This is a genomic window from Bacillus sp. 7884-1, assembly GCF_002272245.1.
In the GTDB taxonomy this organism is placed as follows: domain Bacteria; phylum Bacillota; class Bacilli; order Bacillales; family Cytobacillaceae; genus Neobacillus.
Window position 1 is genome coordinate 59,246 of sequence record NZ_NPDD01000069.1, and the last position, 12,479, is coordinate 71,724.

Consider the following 12,479-nt stretch of genomic DNA (forward strand, 5'->3'; position numbering starts at 1 on the left):
TTCCATGAGGTTCGGATTATCCCTTGGATCCTGCTGTTAAGTTCATTCCTTCAATGAAGTAACGCTGGAAGAAGAAGAAGATCGTGATAACTGGAAGTAATACCATAATCGATCCTGCCATCAAAAAGTTCCATTGCGTATCATTTTGACCTTTAAAAATTTGCATTCCCAATTGCAGCGTATAGAGAGACTCATCATTTATGTATAATAATGGACCAAGAAAATCATTCCATGCTCCGTTAAAAGAAAAAATGGCAACAGTAGCAATCGCAGGTTTTGCCAGTGGAATGAAAATTTTCCACCATATATAAAGATGATTTGCTCCATCAATTTTGGCTGCTTCAATTAGTTCATTTGGTATCGTCAAAAAGAACTGTCTAAGCAAGAAAATATTAAAGGCACTTCCAAAAAAAGCAGGGAGAATTAACGGTAAATAGGTGTTTAACCATCCCAGCTTTGCATAAATCACATATTGCGGAACTAGTGTAACAAATCCGGGAATCATCATCGTTGCAAGGACGCACGCGAACAAAACATTCCGGCCTTTAAACTGGATCTTTGCAAATCCGTAAGCGATAAACGAGTTTGCCACAACATTTCCGATGACAACGAAAAAAGTAATAAACAGAGTGTTTAAGGTATATTGCAAAAAAGGACCTTTTTGAAGTGTTGTTAAATAGTTTTCCCAATGCCATTCTTTCGGTATAAAGGTTGGCGGATAGGTCATGATTTCTTTCATATCCTTCAAAGAGGTGGCGATCATCCACCAGATTGGAGATAAAATTAACAGACTTCCTAAAATGAGAATGATTAGGACAATGGTTTGACCAGTTTTTTTCTTGAAATTCGCACTTTTAAAATAATTTTCCTTTGTTTGGGCTGCTGTACTCATTTCCGATCCTCCCCTTCATAATGAACCCAGCGTGGGGCAATCTTTAGGTTGAAAACTGTTAATACAAGGATAATGATGAATAATACCCATGACATGGCCATTGCGTAACCCATATCGAAAACCTCAAACGCTTTGTTCCACATATGTAAATTGAAGAATACCAGTGAATTGGCTGGTCCTCCATCTCCACTGTCACTCATTACGTAGGCTTCCTGGAATATCTGGAAGGCCCCAATTGTACTCGTCACAAGATCAAAAAAGATAACTGGGGTAATCATTGGCAATGTAATATGAAAAAATTTCCTAAACGAGCTTGCCCCATCAATCTCAGCTGCTTCATATAAGGACGGTGATACACCTTGAAGGCTTGCTAAGTACAAAAGCATTCCGCCGCCGACACTCCACATTTTCATGAAAATTAAGGCGTTCTTTGTCCAGGAAGGATCTGTCAGCCATGCAGGACCTTCAACCCCTACAAAACCAAGCAGTGTGTTTACCAATCCTGAAGAAGGACTTAAAAGCTGCATCCAGAGCAAATAAACGCCTACACCGGATAAAACAGCCGGTAAATAAAAAATGGTTCGAAATACTCGCATCCCCTTTATTCCCTGATTTAAAAGAACAGCAAGCAGGACAGCCCCTGCTGTTGTTAACGGCACAGAGACGATGACAAAATAAAGCGTATTTTTCAGTGAGAGCCAAATGATTGGGTCATTTGTAAACATTTTTTTGAAGTTATCAAGACCGATAAAATCCATTTTTGAAGTGATGTTGAAATTGGTAAAGCTTCCATAGAGGGAAAATAACAGTGGTCCAGCCATAAAAAACAGAAACCCAATGATCCATGGTGCTATAAAAAGGTATCCTTGCAATCCTTCTTTTCGCTGTAACGAGGCGTTAACTTTTGATTTTTTTAATTTTTTTGTAACTACTGGTTTGTCTGAAATCATTCTTTCCATCTCGTCCATCCCTTCTTTCAAGGTTAAACAATCAGGGAGCGAATTGATGTCACTCCCTGAACAATTTACTATTATTATTTGTTACTTTTAACCAACTCTTCTACTGCCTTTTGTGCGGCATCCAATCCTTCTTTCGGTGACTTTTTCCCTAATAGAACCAATTCAAGCTCAGGTTTAATTAAATTGATATAGTCAGGTGCTTCAATTGGCGTTGGCGTTAGCAAAGTTTGTTTCATGTTCTCATTTGCTGCCGAGTACACCAACTTGCCAGCCTCTGTAAAATCTGCACTACTAGAAGCTTTTTCTGCTGCTTCTTTGTTTGCAACAATATCAAAGTTTTTCACTGCCCAGAATTCTTGTGCTTGAACGTCAGTTAAATACTTCAGGAATTCCCAAGCTTCATCAGGATGTTTTGCTCCTTTAGGAATTTCAGCGACAAATCCGCCGCCCCAGCTTGAATTTCCGCTTCCTTCTTCCATTGCTGGCAGAGGTGCAACGCCGAAGTTTATTCCTTCACCATAATCTCTTAGTTTCGTGAAGAAATTTGCATTATCAGTAGTCATCGCCATTTTACCAGCAACAAATGGATCTGCCGTTTGCTCACCAAATTCTGCCTTAAAATTATTAATCGTTTTATCACCGTAATAGTCATAATACTTTTTCACCCATGTTAACGCTTTTACGTTTGTTTCATCATTGATAACTGGTTTATTTGCGTCAAAATCCCAGTAGCCTTTTCCGTCTGCATTCATCATCCAGACATCTGATTCAATTCCATAGTTTGGGAGATAACCGATTCGTTCGAATTTATCTCCTTTTTTCACATCTAGCTTTTTACCCATTTCTTCTAACTCTGCCCATGTTTTTGGTGGTGTATTAGGATCAAGGCCAGCTTCTTTAAACATATCTTTATTCCAGAATAAAAGACGTGTATCTGTGTTGAATGGCAATGCGTACGTTTCCCCTTTGTACTGAGTAGCATTAAATAATTCTGGGAAGAAGCGGTCCTTTACTTCTGGATCCTTCTTCAAATATTTTTCAAGATTCGTAATTTGATTGTTTTCCGCCCTGGTTCCAACTGCGTTTATGTCGTTAATGATTAAGTCTGCTGGATTTCCGGAGGCGATTGACGCTAAGTTTTTCGTCCAAATATCCCCAAATGGCAGATATGTATGTTTTACTTCAATTCTGTCCTGAGATTTATTGAAATCATCGATAATTTTTTCAATGATTGGCCTGCGTATTTCAGAACCCCAAAAAGTCCAGAAATCGATAACAACTTTTTCACCGTCTTTAGAATTGCCGCTAGACTTTGTCGATCCGGATTCTTTGCTTGAACAGCCAGCTAGGATTAAAGAGAAGCTTATTACTAGGATTAACAGCGACACTAATGTTTTTCTTACTGTCTTCATTCATTTTCCCCCTAAATATATTATTTTTGTTTGGTCACAACCCCCACAAATTGCTGATCTGTAATTGTAAATTTCTCTCCCTCCATTTTTTCTCAGAGACTTATGGAATTATATCGTTTCTCGGTGCATTGACTGACGTTTATTGCGGGATATTGTGGGCTTATTACTATTATTATATGAATGCGCTTTCATGTCAATTAATTTTTGAAAATTCTATTAATCTTTTTGACCATTTTCTTAAAATTACACAAACAGTAGTCAAAATCCTTAATCATTAGCTAATTCTGGTAGCGCATTAATGATAAAATGTGCAGAAATTGTGCTTATTAAAGCTATTAAACTCACAAACAGTAATATTCCAACGCCCGTAGCAAACATAACAAGCAACAAAACCAACAAAAAGCCACACGACATCAAAAATGTGATAACAGGGTTACGGACTCCTAGCATAAAAGAAAAAAATAGGGTTTTATACCACGGGAACTGATAGCGCAGAAAAACAGGAAAACTATAGGACACGGCAATTAAAAATAATAAGCTAAACAACAATAGTCCATAGCGAATGGTCACAAAGATATCAGAAACCGCATTTCTTAGAATCAGCAGGTCTAAAAATAATAAACCTCCAATCAGCACAATGGAAAGTCCGAGCGAATAGCTTTTTAGAAATAATCTCTTAAACTCACGGAAATAGACTTTAAAATTTGGCTCATACTGATCTCCCCTAACCCATTTGTCCATTACGCTAAACATTGAAGCTGTTGCTGGGATCACGGTAATGACCGGTAATGAAAACAATATCCAGATTGCGTTTAAATATAATAGTCTCCACAGCCACTCCATTAAAAAAGTAAGCGCTCTGCCCATATCACTCTCTCCTCTCATGTAAACAAAGAGATTGCCGGCGAACACCTTTTAAGCAGTCTCGGCACTCTCTGACGCCGTTCCTATTTAACTATTTACCTATTTATCAGCTTCAAGGACCTCCCGTGCTTTTAGGGCAACTGATAGAGATTGAATACTATCTGTATAGGTTGCTAGCACAAATTCAGGATTTTTTTCTTCAATAGCCTTCGCGAATGCTTCCAGTTCAAGCTGATATAGCCCATGTTCCTCCGCCTCGAAGGATACTTCTACCCCCTCCACCTTACCGCTTACACTTCCTTTAACAAGATCAAGTGTTAAATGCAGCTGGTCGGAAATCAGTTCTATTTGAGTAAATACATCCGGATAGGACCAAGTATGGGTATGATTTTGTAATATTCCATTTTGGTATTTCATCAAAAGGGTAAAGCTATCCTCAACCGTAAAGTCCCCGCCTTTTTGAACAACCAGATTGCCTTGGTAACCTGTTACTCGCTCTACTTCCCCAAGCAGATAGCGGGAGAGATCAAAGATATGAATCGCCTGATCAAATACAGGCCCACCTGAAATTTCTTTATTAAAAAACCAGCGCGGCCAGTTTGGACGAAGTGCTAAACCATCAAGCATGGCACTGCGGACCCATGCAACCCTTTTGCCTTTAATAAGTTCTTTTAAGTAGGCAACAGCAGGACTGTACCGGTACATAAAGCCAACACTGTTAATGACCCCAGTTCGATCTAATATCTCATCGACTTTTTTAGCCATCTCAAGATTTTTTGCAGGCGGTTTTTCTATAAGACAATGGATCCCCCGTTCCGCTGCTTCACGGACAAGAAACTCTCGCACTTCTGGAGGTGTACAAATTATGACTCCATCAGGCTTACTTTCCTCAAGCATTTTCACATAATCAGTAAAACCCTTCACACCAAATTTATTTGTGGCTTTTAAGAGGGTTTCTTCATTTAATTCACAAACACCAACCACTTCAATTCCAGCTATTTTCTGCATCGTACTTAAATGCCCCTGGCCTTGCCAGCCAGTGCCAACTACTGCAATCTGTACCATCATTTCATTCTCCTCATCGTTTTTTGGTTAAACCACTATTAATGCATAACCGACTAGGAATCAGACTTGCTTTCATCTAGTAAACTCTTAACCCATTGAAGAGCACTGGCGCAGTCATCAGTTGGATCATAATCCCCCGCTTCTTGCTCGATTGATACCGTCCGGTCATAGCCAATTTCTTTTAGGGCATATACACACTCAGCAATACCGGCAATTCCCGTTCCAAGTGCGACAGGATTATGCATACCTGCTTCCCTTACATCTTTTAGATGTACATTAAGTAAGGAATCCTTTAATTGCAAAATCGCTTCAGATGCAGAAAAGTCCTGTGTTCCATACCACCCCGTATCAACAACCGCACCAAGCAAGTCTCCATAATCACCGATAATCGCCTTGATTTCATCAGGATGCTTTTCTGGATGGTTCTCTACACCAACCTTGATCCCAAATTCATTACATAGACTATAAATGACCGGAGCTGACTCTTTGGAAATGCCGCTTGTAATTAAGTCAATTCCTAGCATTTTGGCTGTTTCAAAACACAGCCTCGTCCATCTTGGATAGCGGATTGGGTCTCCAAGCGAACAAGAATAAGAATAGACGCTTAAACTATAGCTCTGCCAAATTTTCTTTAATTCTTCTGCAAAATAAGGAGTCATAAATTTAGGAAAAGCATGTCCCATCCATAGTTCGATATTTTGAAACCCCGCACCTCGAATATCATGGCAAATTCGGTCGAATTCTGCTAAGCTAAAGGTTTCAATTACTTTGCGCTCAGCTTCTCCCCATGCATCCATACTTGATTGGTAGTTCGTTGCACGGGCAAAATAATTTGCAGTTTGAAAGCCAATAATCATTGTGAACACCTCTATAAAATTTATCCGGAAAATGTCCCCGCTGTTACAATCCGGTGGTACGAATTTCTTCCTAAAGCACCTTCTGGCATTTTCCATGGAGCATCGTGGTTGAGCCTCTCGACTTCTAACTCTTCAATCCGGTCAATCTCACCATTTAGCCACTGGTCAATTCGATACTCTGCAGATTCTAATCGTGAGAGTATTCCTCCGTAGCGGATATCAATGATTTCCCAGCCAAAAGGTTTCATGGTTGAAAACCATAAAGAACGGTGAAGCTTACGTAAATCATCGACCAGATTTCGTAATGTTGGCAGTTCATCTTTCAGGTATGTTAATTTCTGTTTATCATTTTGATCAAAGGCACCCTTTAATTTGACACCTATGTCTGCTTTAATACTCAATACATGAGCCAGCTGAGTATAAAAAGTAAAAATCCCTGCCCAGCTTGTATTCCGGTCTTTCGCTTTTTCCAAGCGTGAAGCCAAATTTTCGTAATGTTCACTTAACGGCAAGGAACGAATATTCTCATCATATAAACCGAGTAAAACATCCTGCCACAACAAAAATTTAGATGGATGTGATTCATGCAGGTTATCCTTTGAAACACCAGGTGTCTCATCGAATTCATTTAAGGTAAGAAAGTCATCCCAATTGCCGCCGGTGCAAAAATTGAACCGTTCGGCTAATTTCTCTTGACTCACTTCACTAGCATATCCATGTTCGGCAAACAACTGCAGGCCAGCCAATCCGGTAAATGGATGTGTTTCTGCTCCATTATCGCCCCACATGGTAGCGAATACTTCACGGATTCCTTCTTTTTTACAAGCTTCTAAAGCCGCATTCGTGGTAACGATTGTTTTTCCATAGTTCGGAGCAATGCCATTCCATGTCCATACGCCACCGGCGAAGATCGGCTCTGAGCCAAATTCTTTATGTTTTCTCAAGAATGTTCGGTAAAATTCTTCATCCGTATGATAATAATCCCAATAAACAAATTGAACATTTTTTGGCATAGATTTAATAACGTTCTCCGGGATGTTAGCATTTAAATCATAGTAATTTCCTGATTTGGAACCGAGTCGAAAATACATATCACTCCAAATCATCGGTTTTAAGGCTAACTTTTCAACAAGTGATACCACCCTGTGAAGATGCTTATTCATAATATCAAAGCGTTTTTGATATCCATGCTCCTCCAAATATTTCCCTAGGCCAAGCTGGTGCGCTTCGTCCATTCCAATATGGATACGCTTACTTCGGAATGGTCGTGAGGCAGCTTTTATCAACTCTTCAATAAATTCATAGGTTTCTTCATTATCAGCTAATAAAATATCAGCGGTATCTCTTATTCTTGCTGCATAATTCCATTTCAGCGCCTCTGTTAAATGGGCGAGTGTTTGAATACATGGAATCATTTCAATGCCGAAATGATGGGCATAGTCATCACATGCTTGTAATTCCTGCTCAGTATATCGGCCCCGCATATAACCGAAATATGGATATTTCTCAACAGTAAAGGTATCCTCTGTGTACATCATGACAATATTCAAACCCATTAAAGCCATTTTTCGTAAAAGGGTTTGAATCCCGTCTACGGTCATTACGGCATTACGCGAGCAATCCACCATAACACCATTTGTTTTAAATTGTGGCTCTTCAGTTATTTCAAATTGATTACTTTCCTTAAACTCCTGCAGCCACAATCCTAATGCACGAAAAAAGTGTATTTTTTCTTGATAGCGGATTACTCCATGGTCTTTCTGGCAGCCAACCATTAATGGACCCATTATTTGTTCCACACGGATAGGAATTCCATCTTTCGATTGCTGAATATCTAGCTCTCTACAAATAATCTCTAATCCTTGTTCAAGCCCCTGCAACTCACCACTAAAATTAATATTCATCGTAACACCTACAATTCAAACCAATGGTTTTGATTCAGTTTCTTGTACCAGAAATAGCTATCTTTTTTCGTTCGCTTCAATGTATGATAATCAACATGAACAAGACCGAACCGCATACTATAGCCATAGGACCATTCATAATTATCCATCAATGACCAAATACAGTAGCCTTTTAAATTCACACCGGATGATAGCGCACGACTAATCTGTGTTAAGTGCTGCTTTAAGTATTTGATTCGTTTATCATCACAAACACGACCGTCGACTGGATTCTGATTATAAGTTGCACCATTTTCAGTGATGTAGATTGGTACATCGCCATATTTATTTTTAATATCCATCAAAACCTTGTAAAAGGCATCCGCATAGATGGAAAACCCGATGTCAGTTTTATCAAATAAACCATCAAGATGTTCACAATCAAACGTTCCATTTCCTTCTTTATATCGCGATACCGTTCCAGTATAAAAATTGATTCCTAAAATATCGATAGGCTGCGAAATGATTTCCATATCGCCTTCTTGAATGTTTACTTTTGCCCCTTTTTTTGCAAACCAATCTACTAAAATTTGCGGATAGCTTCCTTTAAATACAGGGTCTAAAAACCACTCCATAAACCATGCTGAGATCCGCTTACAAGCCTCGATATCTTCTGTTCGATTGCTATATGGTTCATACCATGTAACATTTGGTGCAAAACCAATTTCTCCAGGAACACCAAGTTCTTTAAATCGCTTTACAGCTCGTCCATGTGCCAGTAAAAGGTGATGGGCAACATCAAGAGATGTTTGAAGGTCTTTTTCCCCTGGAGCCTGCTCACCGACGAAATATCCTAAAAAGGAAACACACCATGGTTCATTAATCGTTAACCATGATTTAATTTTTCCTGAAAACTCACGGAATAGTAAATCGGAATACTCAACAAATGCCTCAATCGTTTGTCGATTCTTCCAACCGCCTTCATCTTGAAGAGCCTGCGGTAAATCCCAATGATAGATGGTACAAAGTGGTTCAATTCCGTTTTCTAATAGCCTATCAACAAACTGATGATAGTGGTCTAGCCCTTTTTGATTGATTTCTCCTCTTCCGTCTGGAAAAATTCTTGGCCATGCAATGGAGAAACGATAGGTATTAACACCTAATTCTTTTAATAAGGCAATATCTTCATCCATACGATGATAGCTGTCACAAGCGATATCACCATTGTCTCCATTTAGGACCATACCAGGAATTCGGCTATAGGTATCCCATATAGACATACCTCTGCTATCTTCATTATAGGCACCTTCAATTTGATAGGATGCTGTTGACACACCAAAGCGAAAATCTTTAGGAAAAGTAATAATTGCCATGATTTTTTAACCCCTTTCTTTAGTAACCATTTATATTCTTCTTGAGATGGCTTCATTTTCGATAGTCTGATCCGTAATTAGGATATATGGTTGAGAGCGGAGACGATTCATATTCTTTTCGAGCCAGTCACTCCACCTTTTTTGGTCTTTTTTAAGGCCGAGTCCGCTTAATCGTTTTAATTCTGTATTTGCCTGCTTACTAAGTAAGGAACGTACATCATCTAGATAGTTAATTAATATTTCATATCCTTCATAACTACCGCTCCGTGCTAATGCCCTTCCGATGGCTAATTCAAGGAGTGCGCGTCTTTCTAAGAAGAAGTCTGCTTGATGACCCTCATAACAATACTGATTGCTTATAGCTGGAATGGATAGCAGCTGCTTAAGGAATGGAACTGCATCCTCAGCACCTAGTTTTTCAGCACCAACACAAAGCGCATGAATATAGTAAAAAATCCCCCACATTTTATCTGTAAAGTCTTCTTCAGATGGATTTAGTAACTCGGCCACTCTCTGCCAAACCTTAATAGCCCGTTTATCTCTTGTTAATCCTAATGAATATAGTAAATAACACACATCTGGCATTGCCCCATGGTCAGGCGGCATCATAACATACAATATATCCGCTGTCCGTTTAGGAAGCTGTTCCCCTTGAAGCATGTTCATTATTTCTGAGATTAAGGTTGGCACTCCAGTTGTTGACCCATACATGGCTAATGCCTGAGCGATTCGCACCTTACGAGTACCGACCGCTCCCGAGTATGCTTTTTCAAGGAAAGGAATAATGCGTTTCCCCACTGTAGAAATTTCAACAAATGGTATTCGTTGTTGATAGATTTCATTCATCCGCATATTCGAGTATTCATAGAGAGGCTCATCCACCTCAATGGAATCAATCAGTGCAATTAATTGTTCATCAGAATATTGAAGGGGCTCAGTAGTTCTTGTCAAAATATGTTCAGGAATCAAGCCCTCATTCACGATTTTCTTCTGTAAAATCAAATACTCTATTTGTCTAGGAAATTTATTTTCCTTTACAGCCATCGAAGCAGCTAATGCTGCAATCCCACCGAGATTTTCTAAATCAGATTGCATTCGAATCGCTGGCAGTGCATCATGGGTGGCAGAAATTGCTTTACCGACCACTAAAATCCCATCCAGCCCTTTTGGTAACAGCATTCTGTATGGGATTTCGATTTCAAGGTTAGGTGGAATGAAACCGGCATGCAGCCAGTTTGCTTCGCTAATCCCCTTCATATCATGGTTGCTGAAATGAATATTAATACAATCTGGCCAGCTCCTATGCAGTAATTGATCACTCATATTCATCACAACATCCCCGATAATATGGCGGCTTTCACGAGGAGCTACATAGATTCCATGATCATGACAGCCATCAACGTCTACACTCCATCTTCTTCTTCCTGAGAGAATTGCTCTTGTGTAGTCCTGTACATCTGACACATTCACCATACTCGTAAAATTATTTTGTAATTTTCCCGGTTTGTTATATTGAGCCAAAGAATACCACATCGTAACGTGATCACGAGCAGCCCCATAGACAAATTCGGCCCCTGCAAAAGCTGCAAGATCACCATCACCGGTTGCATCAATCACACAGTCTGCTATTAGGGAACATGCTCCCCATCTTGTCGCAATCATACTTCCGCATACACGAGTCCCTTTTGTAATTGATCCAAAGGTAATCGTATTGAACAGCATTTCAATTCCTAAACGGTCTGCTAATTCTAACAGCGCATACTTTTTCGCCTCAATATTCCATTTATGACCCTTATAGTTAATTCTTTTCTGGACATCATGGACGAGTTTCGTTATCTTCTCCGCATAACCATGGCGCTTCCCAAACCAATAGCTGTCAACTCCACCGAATGTACCTGTTCCCCCAAGCCCAGGATTGAGGTCAACAAGGATGGTGTTCATTCCTTCCTCCGCAGATACAATCGCTGCAGCACCACCACTAGAGCCGCCCCCGGCAACAAGCACCTGGGCTCTTTTAGAAAGGAAGACTTCTTGAGTGGGAACGTTCCCGAAATCAAGACTCTTTTCTAAAAAATCTACCGGAATTCTCACTTCATACTCAGCGATACCTTCAGAAGTATAACCTTTAACTTGAATTACCTGCTGATTTATCATTGAGAAATCAGTTACTAATTCCGCAAACTGTTCGCCAAAGGCTGCTGCCTTTACTGGATCAAGCCAATTCGTATTATTATTTTCATATAGGTCTTTATAAAAACTCCACACGTTGGGATGGTTAACTGTTAATTTTTCAAGGCAAAAATTTGGAGCGGTCTGTCTGTCCATACAATATGGACCCTTTAATTCATATGAACTTGCAGATAACAACGCTTTACTGAACGCTGGAACCTCTTGAATTAAATACTCACCAAGCGAGATTCCTAGTTTTTGGGTGATTGTTTCACGAATCCGATTTCCTTCTAAACTGTTTTCAGCCTCTAAACATATTTGGTATTCCACATAGACATGACCATTCTCATGATAGCCATGATAAAGGGTAACCCTATTTTCCTTTATGTTTAAGTCTGTTGGAACGTATATTTCAGTTTGGTCCATCTCTTGGACATTCGTAAACTCTAAAACTCGCTTATAGAATCTCTGCTCTTTTTCATCGGCAGATTTCAAAACTTCTCCGGTTAAAAAGGTAGTTATAGCCGTTTCCGTTGAATCGACAATTCCTTTACACCGAATCAGTTGCCGTCCTGATTTATTGGCGATCACCAATCCATTCCAATCAGCTTCAAAGCGAGTGATAGTGATTGGCAGTGAACTATACAATAATTCGACACGAGCAGCAAATAATAGGTCCTCAAGATGTATTTTCAATTGATCCATCTGAAAAACAATTATATTTCCATTCTGAACTGGTTTCCCACATGTATCTATACAAGAGTCGATTAACTGTGTTTTTGATGACTGATATTGCTCGACCCAAGGACTAAGTGTAGCTGTCAGTTCGCTGCCTAAATATGTTCTTGATTCCACCACCATTACACGTTTACCTTGCTTCGCAAATTGCAATGCACTCGCAATACCTGCAAAGGATCCACCGAGTATGACGACATCGACTTCTGCTAAAATAGGAATATCACTGGCAGGCAATTGATGTTTTTTCACTTTCATTACCACCTTCAC

Annotated in this window: 9 protein-coding genes; all 9 read right to left on the reverse strand. The window is 39.6% G+C overall.

What is annotated here, in order from left to right; genetic code table 11:
- Positions 1-16: 16 nt before the first annotated feature.
- Positions 17-892, reverse strand: a complete 876-nt coding sequence (locus CHI06_RS09445) for a carbohydrate ABC transporter permease (RefSeq protein ID WP_095248294.1) — start codon at positions 890-892, stop codon at positions 17-19.
- Positions 889-1,851 (reverse strand): carbohydrate ABC transporter permease, encoded by a 963-nt coding sequence (locus CHI06_RS09450; RefSeq protein ID WP_306453806.1) that lies wholly within the window; start codon positions 1,849-1,851, stop codon positions 889-891. The genes CHI06_RS09445 and CHI06_RS09450 overlap by 4 nt, the downstream gene beginning before the upstream one ends.
- A 74-nt stretch (positions 1,852-1,925) precedes the next feature.
- Positions 1,926-3,263, reverse strand: a complete 1,338-nt coding sequence (locus CHI06_RS09455; protein WP_095248295.1) for an ABC transporter substrate-binding protein — start codon at positions 3,261-3,263, stop codon at positions 1,926-1,928.
- Between the two features lie 267 nt (positions 3,264-3,530).
- A complete protein-coding gene (locus tag CHI06_RS09460; RefSeq protein WP_179292576.1) occupies positions 3,531-4,130 on the reverse strand; it encodes a YesL family protein in 600 nt (199 codons plus the stop codon).
- 96 nt (positions 4,131-4,226) lie between these two features.
- Positions 4,227-5,195 carry a Gfo/Idh/MocA family protein gene (locus CHI06_RS09465; RefSeq protein ID WP_095248297.1) on the reverse strand — a complete coding sequence of 323 codons (969 nt, stop codon included), beginning with the start codon at positions 5,193-5,195 and terminating at the stop codon, positions 4,227-4,229.
- 50 nt (positions 5,196-5,245) lie between these two features.
- A complete protein-coding gene (locus CHI06_RS09470) occupies positions 5,246-6,049 on the reverse strand; it encodes a sugar phosphate isomerase/epimerase family protein (RefSeq protein WP_179292577.1) in 804 nt (267 codons plus the stop codon).
- A gap of 20 nt (positions 6,050-6,069) precedes the next feature.
- Entirely contained in the window at positions 6,070-7,953 is a 1,884-nt protein-coding gene (locus CHI06_RS09475) for a beta-N-acetylhexosaminidase (RefSeq protein ID WP_095248299.1), read from the reverse strand.
- An 8-nt stretch (positions 7,954-7,961) separates the two neighbouring features.
- Positions 7,962-9,305: a GH1 family beta-glucosidase gene (locus CHI06_RS09480; protein WP_095248300.1), complete on the reverse strand. Its 1,344-nt coding sequence runs from the start codon at positions 9,303-9,305 to the stop codon at positions 7,962-7,964.
- Between the two features lie 30 nt (positions 9,306-9,335).
- Positions 9,336-12,461 (reverse strand): FAD-dependent oxidoreductase, encoded by a 3,126-nt coding sequence (locus tag CHI06_RS09485; RefSeq protein ID WP_179292578.1) that lies wholly within the window; start codon positions 12,459-12,461, stop codon positions 9,336-9,338.
- Positions 12,462-12,479 lie beyond the last annotated feature (18 nt).

Coding starts and splice junctions, on each gene's coding strand:
- CHI06_RS09445 (WP_095248294.1), bottom strand. CDS start 892: ATGAGTACAGCAGCCCAAACAAAGGAAAATTATTTTAAAAGTGCGAAT.
- CHI06_RS09460 (WP_179292576.1), bottom strand. CDS start 4,130: ATGGGCAGAGCGCTTACTTTTTTAATGGAGTGGCTGTGGAGACTATTA.
- CHI06_RS09465 (WP_095248297.1), bottom strand. CDS start 5,195: ATGATGGTACAGATTGCAGTAGTTGGCACTGGCTGGCAAGGCCAGGGG.
- CHI06_RS09480 (WP_095248300.1), bottom strand. CDS start 9,305: ATGGCAATTATTACTTTTCCTAAAGATTTTCGCTTTGGTGTGTCAACA.
- CHI06_RS09470 (WP_179292577.1), bottom strand. CDS start 6,049: ATGATTATTGGCTTTCAAACTGCAAATTATTTTGCCCGTGCAACGAAC.
- CHI06_RS09450 (WP_306453806.1), bottom strand. CDS start 1,851: ATGGAAAGAATGATTTCAGACAAACCAGTAGTTACAAAAAAATTAAAA.
- CHI06_RS09455 (WP_095248295.1), bottom strand. CDS start 3,263: ATGAAGACAGTAAGAAAAACATTAGTGTCGCTGTTAATCCTAGTAATA.
- CHI06_RS09475 (WP_095248299.1), bottom strand. CDS start 7,953: ATGAATATTAATTTTAGTGGTGAGTTGCAGGGGCTTGAACAAGGATTA.